The 18842-nt window shown below is 62.5% G+C and carries 20 protein-coding genes, 1 tRNA gene and 2 pseudogenes; 20 read left to right on the top strand and 3 right to left on the bottom strand.

The window, feature by feature from the left end; translation table 11 throughout:
* Window positions 1–20: 20 nt before the first annotated feature.
* From WDS16_RS21075 to WDS16_RS28250, 13 genes and pseudogenes are all read left to right on the top strand, one after another.
* Window positions 21–518 (top strand): hypothetical protein, encoded by a 498-nt coding sequence (locus WDS16_RS21075; protein ID WP_338887410.1) that lies wholly within the window; start codon window positions 21–23, stop codon window positions 516–518.
* A gap of 290 nt (window positions 519–808) precedes the next feature.
* On the top strand, window positions 809–991 hold the full coding sequence (locus tag WDS16_RS21080; protein WP_338887411.1) for a hypothetical protein: 183 nt from the start codon (window positions 809–811) through the stop codon (window positions 989–991).
* Window positions 992–1023: 32 nt separating this feature from the next.
* On the top strand, window positions 1024–1359 hold the full coding sequence (locus WDS16_RS21085; RefSeq protein WP_338887413.1) for a hypothetical protein: 336 nt from the start codon (window positions 1024–1026) through the stop codon (window positions 1357–1359).
* Complete coding sequence (locus tag WDS16_RS21090; RefSeq protein WP_338887414.1) at window positions 1356–1598, top strand: hypothetical protein; 243 nt, start codon at window positions 1356–1358, stop codon at window positions 1596–1598. Before WDS16_RS21085 ends, WDS16_RS21090 begins: the two co-directional genes overlap by 4 nt.
* Entirely contained in the window at window positions 1595–1804 is a 210-nt protein-coding gene (locus WDS16_RS21095; protein ID WP_338887416.1) for a hypothetical protein, read from the top strand. The genes WDS16_RS21090 and WDS16_RS21095 overlap by 4 nt, the downstream gene beginning before the upstream one ends.
* A gap of 388 nt (window positions 1805–2192) precedes the next feature.
* Window positions 2193–2393, top strand: coding sequence for a hypothetical protein (locus WDS16_RS21100; protein WP_338887418.1), 201 nt, complete (start codon window positions 2193–2195; stop codon window positions 2391–2393).
* Window positions 2386–4500, top strand: a complete 2115-nt coding sequence (locus WDS16_RS21105; protein ID WP_338887420.1) for a hypothetical protein — start codon at window positions 2386–2388, stop codon at window positions 4498–4500. Before WDS16_RS21100 ends, WDS16_RS21105 begins: the two co-directional genes overlap by 8 nt.
* A 127-nt stretch (window positions 4501–4627) precedes the next feature.
* Entirely contained in the window at window positions 4628–5461 is an 834-nt protein-coding gene (locus tag WDS16_RS21110) for a replication-relaxation family protein (RefSeq protein WP_338887422.1), read from the top strand.
* Window positions 5458–6459, top strand: a complete 1002-nt coding sequence (locus tag WDS16_RS21115; protein WP_338887424.1) for a site-specific DNA-methyltransferase — start codon at window positions 5458–5460, stop codon at window positions 6457–6459. The genes WDS16_RS21110 and WDS16_RS21115 overlap by 4 nt, the downstream gene beginning before the upstream one ends.
* A gap of 17 nt (window positions 6460–6476) precedes the next feature.
* Window positions 6477–7076 carry an antirestriction protein ArdA gene (locus WDS16_RS21120; RefSeq protein ID WP_338887426.1) on the top strand — a complete coding sequence of 200 codons (600 nt, stop codon included), beginning with the start codon at window positions 6477–6479 and terminating at the stop codon, window positions 7074–7076.
* Window positions 7077–7162: 86 nt separating this feature from the next.
* Entirely contained in the window at window positions 7163–7528 is a 366-nt protein-coding gene (locus tag WDS16_RS21125) for a helix-turn-helix transcriptional regulator (RefSeq protein ID WP_338887428.1), read from the top strand.
* 224 nt (window positions 7529–7752) lie between these two features.
* On the top strand, window positions 7753–8253 hold the full coding sequence (locus WDS16_RS21130; RefSeq protein WP_338893559.1) for an ImmA/IrrE family metallo-endopeptidase: 501 nt from the start codon (window positions 7753–7755) through the stop codon (window positions 8251–8253).
* Window positions 8250–9494: pseudogene (locus tag WDS16_RS28250) on the top strand (recombinase family protein); the annotation flags it as partial. The gene WDS16_RS21130 and the pseudogene WDS16_RS28250, both read left to right, overlap by 4 nt.
* Before the next feature lie 694 nt (window positions 9495–10188).
* On the opposite strand, the gene WDS16_RS21140 reads toward WDS16_RS28250, so the two are convergent.
* Both WDS16_RS21140 and WDS16_RS21145 read right to left on the bottom strand, forming a co-directional pair.
* Window positions 10189–10276: transfer RNA gene (locus tag WDS16_RS21140), tRNA-Ser, on the bottom strand.
* 52 nt (window positions 10277–10328) lie between these two features.
* Window positions 10329–10826: a MarR family winged helix-turn-helix transcriptional regulator gene (locus WDS16_RS21145; protein ID WP_422395691.1), complete on the bottom strand. Its 498-nt coding sequence runs from the start codon at window positions 10824–10826 to the stop codon at window positions 10329–10331.
* An 84-nt stretch (window positions 10827–10910) separates the two neighbouring features.
* Here WDS16_RS21145 and mgrA point away from each other — a divergent pair, with 84 nt between their 5' ends.
* Window positions 10911–11945 (top strand): L-glyceraldehyde 3-phosphate reductase, encoded by a 1035-nt coding sequence (mgrA, locus tag WDS16_RS21150; protein ID WP_338887433.1) that lies wholly within the window; start codon window positions 10911–10913, stop codon window positions 11943–11945.
* A 26-nt stretch (window positions 11946–11971) separates the two neighbouring features.
* On the top strand, window positions 11972–12952 hold the full coding sequence (locus WDS16_RS21155) for an NAD(P)H-quinone oxidoreductase (RefSeq protein ID WP_338887434.1): 981 nt from the start codon (window positions 11972–11974) through the stop codon (window positions 12950–12952).
* Between the two features lie 3 nt (window positions 12953–12955).
* Here WDS16_RS21155 and WDS16_RS21160 read toward each other — a convergent pair whose 3' ends face one another.
* Entirely contained in the window at window positions 12956–14158 is a 1203-nt protein-coding gene (locus tag WDS16_RS21160) for a cysteine desulfurase-like protein (RefSeq protein ID WP_338887435.1), read from the bottom strand.
* A 164-nt stretch (window positions 14159–14322) separates the two neighbouring features.
* Here WDS16_RS21160 and WDS16_RS21165 point away from each other — a divergent pair, with 164 nt between their 5' ends.
* The 5 genes and pseudogenes from WDS16_RS21165 to WDS16_RS21185 all read left to right on the top strand — a co-directional run bounded on the left by WDS16_RS21165 (window position 14323) and on the right by WDS16_RS21185 (window position 18794).
* Complete coding sequence (locus WDS16_RS21165) at window positions 14323–14910, top strand: bacterial proteasome activator family protein (RefSeq protein ID WP_338887436.1); 588 nt, start codon at window positions 14323–14325, stop codon at window positions 14908–14910.
* Window positions 14911–15035: 125 nt separating this feature from the next.
* Window positions 15036–15911 (top strand): ABC transporter permease, encoded by an 876-nt coding sequence (locus WDS16_RS21170; RefSeq protein ID WP_338887437.1) that lies wholly within the window; start codon window positions 15036–15038, stop codon window positions 15909–15911.
* An 11-nt stretch (window positions 15912–15922) separates the two neighbouring features.
* Window positions 15923–16711, top strand: a pseudogene (locus WDS16_RS21175) (ABC transporter ATP-binding protein); the annotation flags it as partial.
* Between the two features lie 148 nt (window positions 16712–16859).
* Window positions 16860–17768 carry a glycosyltransferase family 2 protein gene (locus tag WDS16_RS21180; RefSeq protein ID WP_338887439.1) on the top strand — a complete coding sequence of 303 codons (909 nt, stop codon included), beginning with the start codon at window positions 16860–16862 and terminating at the stop codon, window positions 17766–17768.
* Window positions 17769–17939: 171 nt separating this feature from the next.
* On the top strand, window positions 17940–18794 hold the full coding sequence (locus WDS16_RS21185; RefSeq protein ID WP_338887440.1) for a TylF/MycF/NovP-related O-methyltransferase: 855 nt from the start codon (window positions 17940–17942) through the stop codon (window positions 18792–18794).
* The last annotated feature ends 48 nt before the right edge of the window (window positions 18795–18842 follow it).

Below are 18842 nucleotides of genomic sequence, written 5' to 3' on the forward strand. Positions count from 1 at the left end.
TATCCGAAGTAGGTGCAAGCATGAACTTTACCAGTGAGTATTTCAATTCCCGAGATTTCGATCAGAACGAGCAGACAGTCGAGTTCACCGAACTTATTGTCGGCTACCGTGATCTGTTTCTCGCATGGACCCGTCGTTATTCACACGACTTTCACGGGCGCCTTCCGAATTCAGCCGGATTGTCTGGGTACTACTTGGAGTGGTGCCTGGATCTGAAGGCACAGTCGAAGCTATCGGGCACTGGGGAGCCGCTGCGAACAGTGGTCGCTCTCCGAGCAGAAATTCTGCTTGCCGCGATCGATCTCATCCTGCGAAAGCCTGAGGTGTTCGATCACGAGCGGGACATTGAGTGGTTGGCAGGAAACAATCCCACGATTCCACGCCCATTACGAAGCATCTTCGCGGACTTCAAAGCGAGATCCGATGAGCGTCCTTATGAGGAATCAACTGAGGCAAGCCGGCTAGAGGGCTGGTACGAGTCGTTGACAACTTATGACGATGTACTGGAAGCCGAATAGCCCTCGCGGGTTACACGCGTCCCGAACAGACCCGCCGTACGCTCAAGCTAGCCCACAACCATCCACACTGGTTGCGCCACCACCCACCTTGAAAACTTTCAAGGTGGGTTTTTCTTTTTCTCCGTCTTGACCAGGCGAAACGCGAGCAAGTAGTGGCCACGAGTCGCCGCACTGCGGCGAAAACTTGCGGTCTAAAAGTTCTCGATTGCTTCGATTGACGTGTGAGCAGGTCCTCCTCGCCTGGAGATACACCGCTCACGAGCAGTACCTACACAAGGAAGGTCTTTCGCATGTCGATCGAACAGACGCGGGTCACGCGGATGGTGCTAGGTAACGAGACGCGAGCACAGATCGTCGCTACTACCGAAGAACTCGATCGCGTTTTGCACGACCTCGGTGTGCCTTGCCGGGTCTACTACGCGGCCGACGGCGGAATCGACGAATACAGAACCTTCGGCCGACTCATCGACTAACAGATCTCACCAAACAACAAGGAGTCTTTACTATGTCTTCGCTTCAACCAGATAGGAACCAGCGGCCTTCGGCTCGAACCGCACGGTGGGTCGAGCGCAAGCTCGACGAGCTCGACGCCACGACCACGGTCGAACTTGCGCACGTCGACGCCGTGGTCGAACTGCAACAGGACCAGATTCGCGCGATGAACACCGTCGCCACCTCGGCTCTCGTCGCCACCGCGCAGCTCAGTCAGACGGAGAACACGTTGTCGCAGATGGTCCCGCACGCCTCCGGGCGGTTGGCCGCGATTGCCGACCTCGCCACCGTGCAGACTGCCGAGATTCTCGTCGACTCCGCCCGTCGGATTCGGAGGGCAGGCGAATGACCCTCTCGCTGGTGGTGGCGCTCGTCGTTTTCCTGATCGCCGATCTGGTGTGGCTGGCGGCAGCCACCCTCTCAGATCATCGGAACAGGGTGGCGACCGTCCGCGAGGAACGACGTCGTATTCGGCGCGAAGAAGCCAACGCCGAACGGCAGCTCCACGCCGTGTCGGAACATGCCCTTCGCGAGATGCTTCGTGTCGCCCGCGAAGATGCCGCACGCGGTAGGACAGAGAACCGATGACCCCCGCGGTGCTTGCCCAGTCGCTCGACAGTGCCGCCGCCGACCTCGACGACGTCGTGCTGTGGATCGTCGTCGGGCTGGCGTTCCTGTGGGTCATCGCCATGGCGGCGGAGGTGACGCTGAACAAGGTCAAGCCGGTTCTCATGTTCATCGTCGTGGCCGCGCTTGTCGGATTGCTCGTCATCAAAGCGTTTACAGCGCTCTAGATGACGTGGCCTACCGGCCGGTATTGCGGAATGGACAACGCCCCTTGACGGGTCATACGCTGCCCCGCATAGTGATTCAGGAGACGAGCGGGTCACAGCATGACCCGTGTCGACTGAGCCACTGAGAGATTCGCTCTCGACCAGGGCATTCGCGCACACCTCGCAGCGTGCACGAATGACCGTCGTAGCAGCGACCAGTCCGCCAGTTCAGCATCGTCATCACCGCATCCAGCCCGAACACCGCTTCGGCGGGTGAGGGCCCCATCCCCACCACGAACAGCTCCTCCGCGATCTTTCAGATCGACGGGAGGTGTCTTTCGTGCACCCAAAATCAGCCGGGTTCGGGCTGGATGCGCTCTCCACCAACCTAATACGAGAGGAGAAGACCATGAGCACAGATCCGTCGAAACGGCACGAAGCTGTCCGTATTCGTGCCGTCCGAAACGACGAAAATACCGCCGCGCTCCGCAAGATCGCCCGGGCCTGCATCGCCATCGCCCGTCAGCAGATCGAAGAAGAGGAGCGCCAGACACGGCGGAATTCCGACGCGCAGCCGACGTCGGACGGCAAGGAGGACGATCATGCGTGAGCTGCAATGGTGGGAGCTGTTCATGCCGCGCGGCATGACGATCGACACCGTCGCCGGCTTCGTCCGACCGCTGGCATCCCGCCCGCGAATCGGCATCCTGCGACGAACCCCGTTGATCGTGATCGAGCAGTGGCAGATCGGCGGCGACACCCGGTACTTCATGGGACTCGATCTGCCGCTGTCGGCCAGCTTCGCGCGGCAGCAGGCCGATGCCGTCCCCGGCCTGGTGATCCGACAGGTTGACGACATCGAGCGACCGACGATTTCTCGCGCTGCGGATATTTCTTTGCGGAGCGCGTCTGCCTCACTTCGTACCGACATGGCCGTCGAGGTCAGTCGAGCAGTGGGCGCAGCATTGTCCCGCAGCGCCAAGAAGCACGCGTTGGTGCTGCAGTGGATCATCGGCCCCGCTCAGCAACGGCAGGTCAAGCCTGGTGAGTTCAGCATTGCCGAGCAACTTGGCCTGACGCAGCGGCGTACTCCGTCAGCTCTCGATTCGTCACAGTGGCGAAAGAAGGCTAGTGAACCACTGTTTGCGGTGCGCGGCCGTATCGGCACGACGGCCGAAGCAGTGGCACTCGGCGGACTCCGCCGCGCCGTCCAACTCGCCGATAGCGCCGAGGGACACCTCCACGTCGGGCGAGCCACCGCGCAGACTGCCGACGCGCTCAACTCGCTTCGCACCGGATTGTGGGGCGGCATCCTGAGCGCCAGCGAGCTTGCCGTCATGTTGGCGCTGCCCATCGACGGCACCGACCGCGCCCTCCCGATCGGCGATCCGGCATCGCCGACGTCCCCAACAGATGGTCGGCTGCTCGGCAGCAGTCTCCATGCCGCATCGATGAACGCTCCGGTGATGTTCCCGACCGCCGCCATTCCGACGGGGTTGCTCGTCATCGGGCCCACCGGGAGCGGCAAGTCGAACTTGCTGGCATCCATCGCGTTGTCGGACATTGCCAACGGACGTCCGGTGGTCGTCATCGAACCCAAGGGCGAACTGTGTGACGCCATCATGGAACGACTCGATCCCGCATACCGCCACCGCGTCGTCGCGATCGACGCGGGTGAGACCGCACATCCGGTCGGCAGCAACGTCCTCGCCGGTGATCCTGCCGATGCCGAGCGCCGCGCCGATGACATCGTCGGGCTGTTCCATCAGCTGCACGGCGCTGCGCTCGGGCCCCGGAGTGCCGATGTACTGCTCCACGGGCTGATCCTCGCGGCGAAGATGCCGGGCGGCACCCTGATCGATGTTCCGGCGTTGCTGACGAACACGAACTTCCGGCGACGAATTGCTCAACAGGTGAGCGATCCCATGGTGCTCGCACCCTGGCTGGCGTGGTTCGACAATCTGAGCGATTCGGAACGGAGTCAAGTCGTCGCGCCGATTCTCAACAAGCTACGAGGGTTCACCTCGCGGACAAGCATCCGCCGAATGCTCGGGCAGGCCGACCCTGGGTGGAGCTGGGACGAAGCACTGAAGTCCGGCGGAATCGTGCTGATCTCTCTCAACCGGGGTGTCCTCGGCACGGAAGCCACGGCAATAGCTGGATCTCTGCTCCTGGGGCAGCTGTGGGGTGCACTCCAGCGGAGGAGCCGACTCGTCGGCAGCGATCGCAGGCTTGCTTCGATCATCGTCGACGAATGGCAACTGTTCACGGGTGGCCTGGACTTCGCCGACGTTCTGGCGACGATCCGCGGGGCGGGGGTGGCCGGGCTGTCACTGGCAAACCAGAATCTCACCCAGCTCTCACCCCAACTCCGCGCAGCAGTCGCCGCCAACGCCCGCAGCAAGATCACGTTCGCGCCGAGCAAGGACGACGCCAGAACACTGGCCGGGTGGATCGATAGCCCGAGCGTCACGCCGGAGGATCTGCTGCGTCTGGGCGAGTACGAAGCGGTCGCATCGATTCGCTCCCAGCCAGGAAGCCCGCATTTCAAGACCCACGCGCTGCCACGCAGGCGCACCACTGCTGCCGCTGTCCGTGAGATGAGCAGCCACCGATTCGGGCAGTCGGGTCAGGTAGTCGATGCCGAACTCCTCGCCAAATGGCAAGGACCTGAACCGGATGCAGGAATTGGACGTCAGCGTCGGGGGCCGTCATGACGACGGGGCGCCCCACGCAGCGGGCTACCGGTCGGCCTACCGTTCGCGTCGAGCCAGAACCATTGCTGGCCTGCGGCATTGCGCAAAAACTGGCGGCGAATCTCAGCGCTCCTCCTAGGGGTTGGGTATGAGTGCGCCATCACCGAGGCGGCGAAATCGGGCGGCGGCACTGTCGGATCGGGACATCGCCGTACTGCGGACGCTCGACAGCTTCCGTCTGGCCACCGGTGAGCATGTTCGTCGCCTCCACTTCACTGACGGGTCGCCGGTCACGCGGGCCCGCCGATGCCGATCGGTCCTGAAGCGACTGACCGACCACGGCCACATCGGGCGGCTGGATCGGCAGATCGGCGGACTGCATGCCGGATCGCAGGGCTTCGTCTACAGCTTGCGGGGGCGAGGATCGGGTGTGCTGGCGCGGATCGACGGCACCGAACCCCGCCGCAACAGAGGCGAACCGGGGGAACGGTTCGTTGCACACGTCCTGGCCATCACCGAGCTGTACGTACGACTCAGTGAAGCAACCACGCCGAGCGATCGGCATGAGCTACTGAGCTTCGATCCCGAACCGACGTGCTGGCGGCGCTATCCGGCACCGCATGGCGGAACCGTCGTCATCCGACCGGATGCTTTCCTCCGGATTGCCGATGCGGAGTACGAGGATGCCTTCTTCGTCGAACAGGATATGGCCACAGAGAGTCTCGTGACACTCCGAGCGAAGTGCCAGGGGTACGTCGCGTACTGGCGCTCGGGGAGCGAACAAGCCCGCAGCGGCGTCTTTCCAAAGGTCATTTGGATTGTGCCCAACCAGCGCCGGGCAGAGGGGGTCCGCCAGATCGTCGGCCGGATGGCGCAATCCGAACGCGCACTCTTTGCCGTCGCAACCGACGCCGATGCGCTCGACGCGTTGCTGCCGATCGAGACCACACCACCAACCATGAAAGGAGGCAACGACTCATGAAAACCAATACGATCATCGTCGGCGATGTCCGCGACGTGCTCAACCAGCTTGCCGACGCGAGCGTGGACTGCATCGTGACCTCACCGCCGTACATCGGGCTCCGCGACTACGGCCATCCCGATCAACTGGGCGCCGAGCAATCGGTCGACGACTGGGTCAAGAACCTTCGCATCGTCGCCCAGGGGCTGCAACGCGTCCTGACGCCGAGCGGTTCGCTCTGGCTCAACATCGGGGACAGCTACGCGGCGCACCCGAAGGAGGGTGCCGCGCGTAAGTCCCTGCTGCTTGGCCCGCAGCGACTGGCGCTTGCACTCGCCGATGACGGCTGGCTAGTGAGGAACGTCGTGGTGTGGGCCAAGCCGAATCCGATGCCGTCGTCCGTGACGGATCGGCTCAGCACCACCTACGAGACGATCCTGCTCCTGGTGCGCTCCCCCACGTACTACTTCGACCTCGACGCCATTCGCGTAGCCCCAGTGGACAAGCGGATGCGGGCGCACCGGAAGAGCACTGTCGGCTATCCACCCGTATCGGCCGTGCCGATCGGTGGCGGCGTCGACCGGAATCTCGGACTCGACGCCATGAAGCGGCGCGGCGTCAGCGCACACCCACTCGGCAAGTCACCAGGTGACGTCTGGACGATCCCGACAGCCGGATACAAGGGTGCGCATTTCGCGACCTATCCACTGGCGCTTGCCGAACGCGCCATCCTCGCTGGCTGCCCCGAACGAGTCTGCGTTGCCTGCGGATCGCCGTGGCGACGCACGCAGCAACCGGTGAACGGCCGCATGCTGCGCGTCGGCGCCCTGCAACCGTCTTGTACCTGCTCCAGCTGGCGGTGGCGTCCGGGCATCGTACTCGACCCGTTCATGGGTTCAGGCACGACGGCACTTGCCGCGCAGAAGCACCGCCGCGACTGGGTCGGCATCGAGCTGAACGCCGACTATGCCGAACAGGCTCGCACACGAATAGCCCAGCATAACAACATAACTGAATAGAGGAGAACACACGAACCATGGAACACAACATCACACCGAAGACTGATACTAACGACCCATCCGACGTAGCCGAGACCGAACGGGTGGCTCGCACCGCGCCCCTGATCTACGTCGCGTCACTGAGCGACTACAACAACGGTGAACTGCACGGACAGTGGATCGACGCCCGTCTCGGCATCGACGAAATCAACGAGAAGATCGCCGTCATGCTCGCCAACTCGCAGGATCCCGGCGCCGAGGAGTACGCCATCCATGACTACGAAGGCTTCTACCAGTTTCAAGTCGGCGAGTACGACCGCATCGAAACGGTGCACGCCATCGCCGAAGGCATCCAGGAGCACGGCGAGGCCTATGCCGCCTACGTCGAACTCGTCGGCACCGAAGACGCCAGCCTCGACACCTTCGACGATTGCTACCGAGGCACGTACGCAACACTCACGGCCTTCGTCGATCAGTTCGTCGACGACATGGGCTGGCCGGAGGAAATCGAGAAGTTCGGGGAACGCACCGGACTCGGGCCGTACCTGTCGATCGACTACAGCGACTTGGAATCGAGCATGCGCATGGAATGGGACGTCATCGAAGGAGAGGAGGGCGTGCACATATTCACCAGATAACCACTGCCCGTTGCCTATTCCACAACGGGTCTGCTCTTGCCCCGAAATCGGGAACCTGAGAAAATGATGAGAAGGAAACCATCACTATGAAAGATCGATCACCAACCCGCACGCCTTTGGCATTGCTTCTCGAAGAACTCCGCACCGATGCGGGACTGTCTCAGTACGCGTTGGCCGCCAAGTGCGGGTTCGATCGATCTAATATCCGCCGAATCGAAGACGGCTCGGTCGCTGATATCACCGAAGACAAGATGCGCGTCCTAGCCGACGCGCTCGATGTCGACGTCGAGCGCTTCTATGAAGCGCACTGGCTGACCGTCCGTCGGCCACTACCGAGCCTGCCGACGTACTTCCGCAGTAAGTACCAGGACCTGACGCCCGCGCAGATCGCCGAAGTCGAAGCCATCGTTGACACCATGCGCACCGAGAATGCCGACGAACACACGCACTAGAGCAGACGAGCATATCGGAGAGAAATACGAAACGAAGGGAGGGGGAATTGGACAATAGACTATCGACACCATCACTGAGGCGGCTGCGAGACATGATGCCGCGCTTCACGATCAGCTATTACCAAGCGCTCCGAGTCGCCGAACGACAAGCCAGCCGCTTGGCTCGAACGTGGGAAGCCGAACATCGGGCTATCCGCGAAGCGGACATCACAAGCCTCACACGAATGACGATCCTGCGTCGACCGTGCCCGGGTACGTCGATCAATGAGTGCCCATCTGGAGTCTCACGCTACGAACGGGGTAGGTGGGTCGTCTGGCTCAATCCCAGTGAAACCACCTCACGACAACGTTTTACGCTGGCGCATGAACTCAAACACATCATCGACAATGGCGCTGCGCACACGACCGTGTACAAACGTCTGACGCCGTCAGAGATCGAATCCGTCTGCGACCACTTCGCGACAAACCTACTGATGAGCCGACGCGCCGTCTACCACCTGTGGGGCGACGGATTGCGAACCCCCGAATCGCTCGCCATGGCCTTCCACATCTCCGTCAACGCCATGCGCCGACGGATGGTCGCCCTCGGACTGCCGACCGACCTCGACGAACCCTCCGTTCTGAACTATGTCGACGCCTTCCCAGACACGCCCGCGCCCGATACCCTGCCGGGTCACTTCCTTTCCGAACCGCCCAGTACCGCATTCCCAGGAGTAGCCGCATGAGTAGGAATCCAGACGATGGACTACCGACCTACGACGAGACGCAGCAGGGGCTCAATTCGGAGTCGACGGTTTCCGAACGCTCGCTGTCGCGAGTGCGCTCGGCAAGCCTCTACAAGGGTGCGCGTTCCTCGATCGTCGACCAGCTTCGCGCAAACAGACCCACCTCGGACAGCGAGATAGTGACACCGGCAGTGTCGGCGTCACGGGTCAAGCGTGGCCGTGCCGTCATCTACGTCCGCGTCAGCACCGAAGAGCAAGCCCGCGTCGGTGGCGGTGCTGAGGGCTACTCGATCCCGTTCCAGCGGGACGCCTGCAAACGCCGAGCCGAAGAACTCGGCCTTCAGGTCGTCGGCGAATATGTCGAACTTGGTCGATCTGCAACCACTGTCAATCGACCGGAATTCCAACGCATGTTCGCCGAACTCGACAGCCTCGGCGTCACGCACGTCATCGTGCACAAGCTCGACCGGCTCAGCCGTAGCCCGAAGGCGGATTACTTCGTCGACACAGGACTGGAGGCAACGAGAGCGGCACTGGTCTCCGTCTCCGAGTACATCGATGACACCCCGCAGGGGAAGCTCAACCTGCAGATCCAGCGCGGCATGGCCAGCTATTACTCAAACAACCTCGCAACCGAAGTCGTGAAAGGGCTGACTAGCAAAGTTGCCACAGGAGGTACCCCAGGACGTGCTCCGCTCGGGTATCTCAACAAACGTCGCATCGAGGGCATCTCCGACATTCGCTGGGTCGAACAAGATCCCAATCGAGCACCGCATATGCGGTGGGCATTCACTGAATACGCCACCGGTGACTGGAGTTTGTCGGCACTGGCCGACGCACTCGAAGCCCGCGGCCTACGAACCAAACCGACTCCGAAAATTCCGAGTCGGCCCGTGTCAATCGGGTCACTTCACAAACTGTTGATCAATCCGTACTTCGTCGGTGTCATCGCCTACAAGGGCATCTATCACGAGGGAACGCACGAGCCGCTGATCGACATGGAAACCTGGCTACGAGTCCAAGATGTCATGACCGCGCACAACACCGCGGGTGAAAAGGACAGGAAGCACCCGCACTACCTCAAGGGTTCGATCTGGTGCAGCCACTGCGGCGAAAGAATGGTCTATTCGCGCAATACGGGACGCGGCGGCACTTACGAGTACTTCTTCTGCATGGGCAAGAAGGACAAGCGCAACCCGTGCCCACGCGGCTACGTCAAGATGGTTGCAATTGAGCGCGGCATCGAGACGTACTACAAGCACGTGCAGATTTCCGACGATACTGCCGATCGGATCCGTGGCCTGGTGCAATCGGAATTAGATGATCACATCAAGGCGACCGAGCACGATGTCCGGCTCGCCACGCTCAAGGTCACACAAGTCGACCGAGAACGGACGAAATTGCTCGAAGCCCACTACGCGGGCGCGATACCGCTCGACATGCTCAAGACAGAGATGCAGCGCCTGACGCGGGAACTGAATGCAGCAGAGAAATCACTGGCAGCTGCCGGGAAATCCCGGAAGGAGATCGTCGACCTCCTCGAACGGGCTCTGAGCGCCGCACAGACGTGTCACCGTCACTACGAAGCTGGGAAGCCTCCTGTCCGCCGGATGCTCAACCAGGGCTTCTTCAGGCGCATCTACATCGACGACGACGGCAGCGTCAGCGACGCTGAGATTCAACAGCCCTTCGCCGCGCTGATCGCACGGCAGGACGATGTCCTAATGGAGAAGCGCAAGGCTCGCGCTGGTCGAGCACTCGGCGGCACGATTGGAGAGCTGCAGGCCACCGGCACCGAGGGACTTGCACCTCGCGGTGTCCGTGAGTTCTTACAGGAGCAGCGAGACCGCGAAGACGCTGTGGTGCTCAGGTTCCTCCACAACGAACAAACCCGACCCGTACTTGCGTACGGATCGGGTTCGAATAAAGCACTTTTGGCGGAAGCGGAGGGATTTGAACCCACGGTGGTTTTACCCACTCTCGCTTTCAAGGCGAGTGCATTAGGCCGCTCTGCCACGCTTCCAGGTCTCGCTTGTACGTGGAGATACTAAACGCTCCGCGCACGGCGAGGCCAATCAGCCCTTGTTGTCGGATCTCTCCATCGCGGCGTCGACTTTCTCGAAGATGTCGCCGAGAACCGCAAGCTCGCGCTCCGTCAGCAGGTCGACCAGATGCTTCCTGACGCTGACCACATGCGTCGGAGCTGCTTCCGTCAGGCGACGCCTGCCCTCGGCGGTGATGACCGCCAGCACGCCTCGCCCGTCGTCGACGCATGTGCTGCGATCGACCATGCCGTCGGATTCCATCCGTCGAATCTGATGCGTCAGTCGGCTACGGGACGACAGGACACCGTCGGCCAGCTCGCTCATTCGCAACGATCCGTCCGACGATTCCGACAACATCACAAGGATGCGATATTCGGCCATCGTCAGGTTGTGCGCATCCTGCAGATCCTTGTTGAGTACCCCCATCAGTCGTTGGCCGCCGTCGACATAGGCACGCCACGCTCTCATTTCCGCAGCATCGAGCCACTGCGGGTCCCCCCCTGGACCAAAGGATCGTTCGGCCGTCACCCGACCATATTAGGCACTCGGCTTACCGATGAGTAGCTCCGAGTCCTCCACGTCCAATCGCCGGGCTCGGCATAGTCTCGATATATGCCTGAACCACACATTGATACCCCGTACGTTGCTTCCGATGTTCGCTACGAGTCGATGCAGTATCGCCGCACCGGCCGTAGTGGCCTGAAGCTGCCGGCGATCTCGCTCGGGCTGTGGCACAACTTCGGCGACGACGCTCCCCTCGATGGCCAGCGTGCCGTGCTCAGGCGAGCGTTCGACCTGGGAATCACCCACTTCGATCTGGCCAACAACTACGGCCCGCCCTACGGCAGTGCGGAGAAGAATTTCGGTCGGATTCTGCGTGAGGACTTCGCCGGATACCGCGACGAACTGATCATCTCGAGCAAGGCCGGATGGGACATGTGGCCCGGCCCCTACGGATTCGGCGGCTCGCGTAAGTACCTGTTGTCCTCGCTCGACCAGTCGCTGGGACGAATGGGGCTGGATTACGTCGACATCTTCTACAGCCACCGCCCCGACCACGACACCCCACTCGAAGAGACCGCGGGCGCACTGATCAGCGCCGTGCACCAGGGCAAAGCACTCTACGTCGGCATCAGCTCGTACACGCCGGAGAACACCGCGAAGATGGCGGAACTCCTGAAAGCCGCAGGCGTTCCGCTGCTCATCCACCAGCCCAGTTACTCGATGGTCAACCGGTGGATCGAGGACGGTTTGCTGGAGACCCTCGAGCAGGTCGGTGCGGGTGCCATCGCGTTCTCACCGTTGGCGCAGGGAATGCTCACCGACAAGTACCTCGACGGAATTCCCGAGGGCTCACGCGCCACCCAGGGGAAGTCCTTGAACCCTGACTGGTTCACCGACGAGCACGTCGAGCACCTGCGGGGATTGAACTCCATTGCCTCCGCACGAGGCCAGTCTCTCGCACAGCTAGCTCTCAGCTGGGCGCTGCGTGATCCACGGGTGACATCCGTGCTGATCGGTGCGTCGAGCGTCCGGCAGCTCGAGAACAATGTCGGTGCGCTCGAGAACCTCGACTTCACAGCCGAGGAGCTCACGGCCATCGACGAGCACGCCAGGGACTTCGGGATCAACCTCTGGGATATCTAGCATCGACGCCGCATAAGGTGGGTCGTATGCACGCAATCACCCTGACAGAGTTCGGAACCCCCGACGTGATGCGGTGGACCGAGGTGCCGGATCTGCGGCCCGAACGCGGACAGGTCATCGTCGACGTCGCCGCCGCGGGGGTCAACCGTGCCGACCTGATGCAGCGCCAGGGCTTCTATCCCCCACCGCCTGGAGCAAGCGAGACCCTGGGGCTCGAATGTTCCGGGATCATCTCCGAACTCGGCGAGGGTGTCTACGACTGGAAAGTCGGCGATCGCGTATGCGCACTCCTCGCCGGAGGCGGCTACGCCGAGCAAGTGGCCGTCCCGGCTACACAGCTCTTTCCCATTCCCGGAGCCCTGGATCTCCATGCGGCAGCATCACTTCCGGAGGTCGCGTCGACCGTATGGTCCAACCTCGTCATGTACGGCGGCCTTCGGTCCGGGCATGTAGTCCTCCTGCACGGCGGCGGAAGCGGAATCGGCACACACGCAATCCAGGTCGCGAAGGCACTCGGAGCAACCGTTGCCGTCACCGCAGGCTCGAGGGCAAAGCTCGACTTCTGTGCCTCGCTCGGTGCCGACATTCTGATCGACTACAAAGAGCAGGACTTCGTCGAGGTTCTCCGGGGCAGCACCCACGGTGCAGACCTGATTCTGGACAACATGGGCGCAAAGTACCTGCCGCGCAACGTCGAAGCATTGGCCATGGACGGCACCCTCATCACCATCGGTATGCAGGGCGGACTGACGGGCGAACTGAACTTCGGTGCACTGCTCGGCAAACGCGGAACTATCCACGCAGCAGGGCTACGCGGACGCCCCGAGACGGGTCCGTCGAGCAAAGCGGACATAGTCGCCGACATGACGGCACGACTATGGCCGATGATCGAGGAAGGCGTCGTAAGCCCGGTCGTTCACGCCGAACTTCCCATAACCGAAGCGGCAGAGGCACATAGACTGCTCGACGCCGATGCTATCGGGAAGGTCATCCTGAGGGTGCCGTAACCGCTACGTCAGAGCAGCGAGGCACTTCACCAGCTGATCGATTTCGTACCGCGTCGTGTACGGAGCAAGTCCGATGGTGACGGCGCCGCCCTCCTCGTTGACGCCCAAGGCGTCGAGAAGCCTGCTGCCGCTGTGTATTCCGCTGACGACGCCGATACGGTTCTGTGCGAGATGCTCGGCGACCTTCTCGGCCGATGTATCGGCGACGGTGAAGCTGAGGGTCGGGATTCGACTCGGCGCATCACCGAGGACCATGACGTGGTCGAGTTTGCCGAGCGAACGCAACAGGTAGTCGAAGAGTCGATCGTGGTAGTCCTGCAACGACCCGATGGACAGCTGCAGTCGCTCGCGTCGGGTGCCCGTCGCGGCGTCGTCGAGATTGGCAAGGTAGTCGACCGACGAGACGACCCCGGCCAGCAACGCGTACTGGTGCCCCGCCATCTCGAGCCTCTCGGCGCCCTTGGCGAGCGGATTGAGCGACATCGACGGGATCCGGTCGAGTAGGCTCGGATCACGGAAGACCAATGCACCCACCTGAGGCCCACCCCACGCCGACGCCTGGACGGCCACGACGTCGGCAGCCAGTGCTTCGATGTCGACGTGCGCGTACGGTGCCGCGCCCCCGGCGTCGACGACGATGAGGCCGCCGACAGCGTGCACACGATCCGCCGCCACCCGTACATCCGGGGCCGAGCCGACGATCGACGACGCGGCAGTCATGGCGACGAGCCGCGTCGTGGTGGTGATCAGTTCCTCGAACTGCCAGCTCGGAAGTTCACACGTATCGATCTCGACTTCGGCCCACCGGACCTGTGCGCCGTAGCGGCTGGCAATACGAAGCCATGGGGCGACGTTGGCTTCCTCGTCGAGCCTCGACAGCACGAGGCCGGTTCCGAGGCCGAGTCGCGAGGACAGCGACTCCGCGAGCCATGCGAGCAACGTCCCGCGGTCGGGGCCGAGAACCACACCGGCCGGGTCTCCACCGACGAGATCGGCGATGGCCGCCCGCGCCGCGTCGAGTAGGCCCGCACTGCGTCGCGAGGACATGTGACCGGAAGTGTGAGTCGGCGCACTTCCACGAAACGCTGTGGACACGGCAGTCGACACACGGTCGGGGATCTGCATCCCGTTCTGCGGATCGAGGTGGATCCAGCCGTCGCCAAGGGAGGGAATAGACCCTCGGACCCGTGCGACGTCGTACCCCATGCCGGACACTCTAAGCGCCGATTTCGTAAGCGTGTGTTCCACATCCCTTTTTGGGCTCGACCGTACTGCTGTCTAGCACGCGCAACTTCCCTCCATACCCGACTTGAACAGGATAATCGGCCCCGCTCGTCGCGCAATCCCGCACAACACGCAAGGATGGCGGTATGACGCAATCGGACTCGCAGTCGAATCCCGAAGCCGGTGACCATGTCGTTGTGATCGGCCCGAACGGACAGCCTCTCGCACTCAGCCGTGAAGAGGCAACCGCCGCCGCGGCACGCGCAGCAGGCAGCGAAGGAGCCGAAAGCGGCGAAACTTCCCTTTCGGACATGGTCGAACAGCCAGCGAAGGTCATGCGCATCGGGACCATGATCAAGCAGCTTCTCGAAGAGGTTCGCGCAGCTCCTCTCGACGACGCAAGCCGGACCCGGTTGAAGGACATCCACCAGTCCTCGATCCGCGAACTCGAGCAGGGACTCGCACCCGAGCTGCGTGAGGAGCTGGAACGGTTAGCACTTCCGTTCGGCGAGGACTCCATCCCGTCGGATGCCGAGCTTCGCATCGCGCAGGCCCAGCTCGTCGGCTGGCTCGAAGGTGTGTTCCACGGAATTCAGACGGCGCTGTTCGCCCAACAGATGGCCGCGCGCGCCCAGCTGGAGCAGATGAGACAGGGCGCTCTTCCTCCTGGCGTGACGATCAATCCTGGTGGTGTGGGCCACACCGGCGGCAGCGGTACCGGGCAGTATCTGTAGGGCCGGGAGTGGAGCCTGCGGAACGACCCCAGGCAGCTCGGGAGTGGAGCCTGCGGAACGACCCCAGGCAGCTCGGGAGTGGAGCCTGCGGAACGACGTGTTGGGTGCGGGTAAGGTCGACCGTCGTGTCGGCACCAGCAAAGAATCCCGAGAACGAAGCAGGAGAGCGTGTGACCGTTCCCGCTTCGGACTCGTACACCTTCAAACGTGCATTCGGCGATCTGAAGACGGGTTTCACGCAGCGCGAGTTGTGGCTGCACCTGGGTTGGCAGGACATCAAGCAGCGCTACCGCCGGTCGGTGATCGGACCGTTCTGGATCACGATCGCCACAGCAGTTCAGGCCACGGCTATGGGCCTGCTGTACTCCGTCCTGCTGAACATGGACCTGAAGACGTTCCTACCGCACGTTGCCGTCGGGCTCATCCTCTGGACCTTCATCAGCGCCGCGATCCTCGAAGGCGGAGACGTCTTCGTCGCCAACGAGGGGCTGATCAAGCAGTTGCCCTCGGCGCTGTCGGTGCATGTGTATCGACTGGTGTGGCGTCAAGTGTTGCTGTTTGCGCACAACCTGATCGTGTACGTCATCATCATCGCGATCTTCCGGCCGTCGTTCAGCTGGTCGGATTTGTCTGCGATACCGGCGTTCGCGCTGCTGATCGTCAACGCGATCTGGGTTGGGCTGCTCTTCGGCATCGTGGCCACCCGTTACCGCGACATCGCGCCGATTCTCCAGTCGATGGTCACGTTGCTGTTCTTCATGACCCCAATCGTGTGGACGACGCAGGGCCTGGTCAACCAGGGCGGGCAGGCTGCCGAGCGGGCCAGGATCGTCGAGATCAATCCGCTGTTCCACTACCTGGATATCGTGCGCGCACCGATGATCGGTGAGCCGCAGCAGCTGTACCACTGGTACATCGTCATCGGCTGCACGGTTGTCGGATGGGTGCTGACCATTCTCGCTCTCAAGAAGTACCGGGCCCGCGTGCCCTACTGGGTTTAGGGGCTCATCTCATGTCCGTCAGCATCAGCACCCACAACGCGTGCGTCGACTTTCCGATCTTCGACGCCAAGACGCGCTCACTCAAGAAGGCTTTCCTCGGCAAAGCGGGTGGAGCGATCGACCGGAACAGCTCCGACGTCGTCGTCGTCGAAGCCCTCCGCGACATCACGATGAACCTGAAGGACGGCGACCGCATCGGACTCGTCGGGCACAATGGCGCAGGCAAGTCGACGCTCCTACGTCTGCTATCGGGCATCTACGAGCCGACGCGTGGCAGCGCCTCGGTTCGCGGCCGCGTCGCGCCGGTGTTCGATCTGGGCGTCGGCATGGACCCCGAGATCTCCGGCTACGAGAACATCATCATCCGCGGCCTGTTCCTCGGGCAGACGCGCAAGCAGATGCTCGCGAAGATGGACGAGATCGCCGACTTCACCGAACTCGGCGACTACCTCGACATGCCGCTTCGGACCTACTCGACGGGTATGCGCGTGCGCGTCGCAATGGGCGTCGTCACCAGCATCGATCCCGAGATCCTGCTGCTCGACGAGGGCATCGGGGCCGTCGACGCCGAATTCATGAAGAAGGCGCGTATTCGCCTGCAGGAGCTGGTCAAGCGCTCCGGCATCCTCGTCTTCGCCAGCCATTCCAACGAGTTCCTCGCCCAGCTGTGCGATCGCGCGATGTGGATCGACCACGGCCAGATCCGTCAGGAAGGCGGCATCGAAGACGTCGTGCGCGCGTACGAGGGTGACGATGCGGGCGATCATGTGGCGACGATTCTGAAAGAGCTCGCCCGGGATGCGGGAGTGGAGCCTGCGGAACGACCAGAAAATGCAGCAGTGGAGCCTGCGGAACGACCAGAAAATGCAGCAGTGGAGCCTGCGGAACGACCAGAAAATGCAGCAGTGGAGCCTGCGGAACGACCAGAGAATGCAGCACGACCGGGCGATGACGCGGGTGAGTGAGAAGATCATCGGGGTGATCGTGACGCACAAGCGTCGCGAATTGCTGGCTCGATCGCTCGATGTCATCACGCACCAGAGCCGGCCGCTCGACCACCTCGTCGTCGTCGACAATGCCCACGAAGACGATGTTCGCGAACTCGTCGAATCGGCTGAGCTTCCGACGACGTATCTTGGGTCGCATCACAATCTTGGGGGCGCCGGCGGATTCGCCCTCGGCATCCTCTACGCGCTCTCGCTCGGCGCGGACTGGGTCTTTCTCGCCGACGACGACGGGCGTCCCGAGGGCCCCGATGTGCTTGCAACGCTGTATGCCTGCGCGCTGAAGCACGACCTCGACGAGGTGTCCCCCGTCGTCTGTGACATCGACGACCCGGATCGGCTCGCGTTCCCGTTGCGACGCGGCGTCGAGTGGCGTCGGCTGCGATCCGAGCTGATCGATCCGCGTAATCCGGACGACGATCTGCTCGAAGGTATCGCGTCGTTGTTCAACGGTGCCCTGTTCAAGGCGTCGACGATCGATGCGGTCGGGGTACCGGATCTGCGGCTGTTCGTGCGCGGCGACGAGGTCGAGGTTCATCGTCGGCTGCAGCGTTCGGGGCTCAAGTTCGGTACCTGTCTGACCGCTGCGTACGTCCACCCGAACGGCGCCGACGAGTTCAAGCCGATCCTCGGGGGTCGGATGCACACCCAGTATCCCGACGACCCCACCAAGCGCTACTTCACCTACCGGAACCGTGGCTATCTCATGTCTCAGCCCGGGATGCGAAAGCTCCTCCCGCAGGAGTGGATTCGGTTCGGTTGGTTCTTCCTTGTGACCACTCACAATCCCAAGGGTCTGGCGGAGTGGCTGCGGCTTCGCCGGCTCGGGCGTCGGGAGCACTTTCGGCGCTGAGGTGGGCGCTCCGCCCCCCAGTGGCAAGGTGGGCGCTCCGCCCCCAGTGGCGCGGTTAAGGTTCCTCTGGTGCACTCAATCGTGCCACTGCGCCGGAGGCGCACCCTGCAATGAACCTCTGCGGAACGAGCCGTTAGGACGCGCGCCGGACTCCTCGGCTACCGTGTGCGCATGACGGAACCTCGGAAGCTGACGGATCGGATTCGGCATTCGGCGCGGGAGAAGTTGCAACGCGCAATCGGTGAGGTTCTGGACAAGCAGACCGCGCAGCTCGCCGAGCAGACCGGACATCAGCAGGAAAAGCTGCTCGAGATCCTAGAACGCCAACGACGCGAGATCGATGATCTCCACGCGTTCATTCGAGGACTCGAAATGCGTATGCGGCGGGACATCCCGTACGCGTCCGATGTCGAGGCCGCCGCGCAGAGCGCCGAGTTCGCGGAAGAGGTCATGCCGAAGGCCCCGACATTCCTTCGCCCACACGCAACGTTGCGCTTCGCACTCGGCGAGGTGTCCGTTCCGGGAATGGCGCTCGAATTCGGCGTCGCCAGTGGCACCACCCTCGAGATCATCGCCGAGGAGATGGCGTCTAAGAAGGACATCACGGTCGTCGCCGGGTTCGACGTCTTCTCCGGGCTACCGGAGACGTGGCGTACCGGGTTTCCCAAAGGTCTATTCGAGCAGGAGAACGTCCCGACGGTGCCGGGCGCTGAGATAGTCCCCGGGATGTTCGAGGAGTCGCTGCCGCAGTTCCTGAAGAGCCGCAAGGACAAGTTGGCGTTTCTGCATCTCGATGCCGACCTGTACTCGTCGACGGTGACGGTCCTGGACCTCGTCGCCGATCGTCTGGCCGTGGGTACGGTCATCGTGTTCGACGAGTACTTCAACTTCCCAGGTTGGCGAAACCACGAGTACCGGGCGTGGACCGAGTTCGTCGGTCGCACCGGAACGGAGTTCGACTACCTCGGATACACCGCGGACAACGAGCAGGTCGTGGTTCGGATTCGGAAGGCGCCGTCGCTGTAGTGGCATGGTTGAGTGCACCTGGGTGCACTTAACCGCGCCAGTGGGGGC

Source organism: Rhodococcus sovatensis (genome assembly GCF_037327425.1).
Taxonomy (GTDB): Bacteria; Actinomycetota; Actinomycetes; order Mycobacteriales; family Mycobacteriaceae; genus Rhodococcoides; species Rhodococcoides sovatense.

Bases quoted from the DNA above. Each gene is read 5' to 3' on its own strand.
- WDS16_RS21130 (WP_338893559.1), top strand. From the start codon at position 7,753: ATGACGATCCTGCGTCGACCGTGCCCGGGTACGTCGATCAATGAGTGC.
- WDS16_RS21115 (WP_338887424.1), top strand. From the start codon at position 5,458: ATGAAAACCAATACGATCATCGTCGGCGATGTCCGCGACGTGCTCAAC.
- WDS16_RS21125 (WP_338887428.1), top strand. From the start codon at position 7,163: ATGAAAGATCGATCACCAACCCGCACGCCTTTGGCATTGCTTCTCGAA.
- mgrA (WP_338887433.1), top strand. From the start codon at position 10,911: ATGCCTGAACCACACATTGATACCCCGTACGTTGCTTCCGATGTTCGC.
- WDS16_RS21085 (WP_338887413.1), top strand. From the start codon at position 1,024: ATGTCTTCGCTTCAACCAGATAGGAACCAGCGGCCTTCGGCTCGAACC.
- WDS16_RS21095 (WP_338887416.1), top strand. From the start codon at position 1,595: ATGACCCCCGCGGTGCTTGCCCAGTCGCTCGACAGTGCCGCCGCCGAC.
- WDS16_RS21075 (WP_338887410.1), top strand. From the start codon at position 21: ATGAACTTTACCAGTGAGTATTTCAATTCCCGAGATTTCGATCAGAAC.
- WDS16_RS21120 (WP_338887426.1), top strand. From the start codon at position 6,477: ATGGAACACAACATCACACCGAAGACTGATACTAACGACCCATCCGAC.
- WDS16_RS21090 (WP_338887414.1), top strand. From the start codon at position 1,356: ATGACCCTCTCGCTGGTGGTGGCGCTCGTCGTTTTCCTGATCGCCGAT.
- WDS16_RS21080 (WP_338887411.1), top strand. From the start codon at position 809: ATGTCGATCGAACAGACGCGGGTCACGCGGATGGTGCTAGGTAACGAG.
- WDS16_RS21160 (WP_338887435.1), bottom strand. From the start codon at position 14,158: ATGGGGTACGACGTCGCACGGGTCCGAGGGTCTATTCCCTCCCTTGGC.
- WDS16_RS21180 (WP_338887439.1), top strand. From the start codon at position 16,860: ATGACGCGGGTGAGTGAGAAGATCATCGGGGTGATCGTGACGCACAAG.
- WDS16_RS21105 (WP_338887420.1), top strand. From the start codon at position 2,386: ATGCGTGAGCTGCAATGGTGGGAGCTGTTCATGCCGCGCGGCATGACG.
- WDS16_RS21165 (WP_338887436.1), top strand. From the start codon at position 14,323: ATGACGCAATCGGACTCGCAGTCGAATCCCGAAGCCGGTGACCATGTC.
- WDS16_RS21185 (WP_338887440.1), top strand. From the start codon at position 17,940: ATGACGGAACCTCGGAAGCTGACGGATCGGATTCGGCATTCGGCGCGG.
- WDS16_RS21155 (WP_338887434.1), top strand. From the start codon at position 11,972: ATGCACGCAATCACCCTGACAGAGTTCGGAACCCCCGACGTGATGCGG.
- WDS16_RS21110 (WP_338887422.1), top strand. From the start codon at position 4,628: ATGAGTGCGCCATCACCGAGGCGGCGAAATCGGGCGGCGGCACTGTCG.
- WDS16_RS21100 (WP_338887418.1), top strand. From the start codon at position 2,193: ATGAGCACAGATCCGTCGAAACGGCACGAAGCTGTCCGTATTCGTGCC.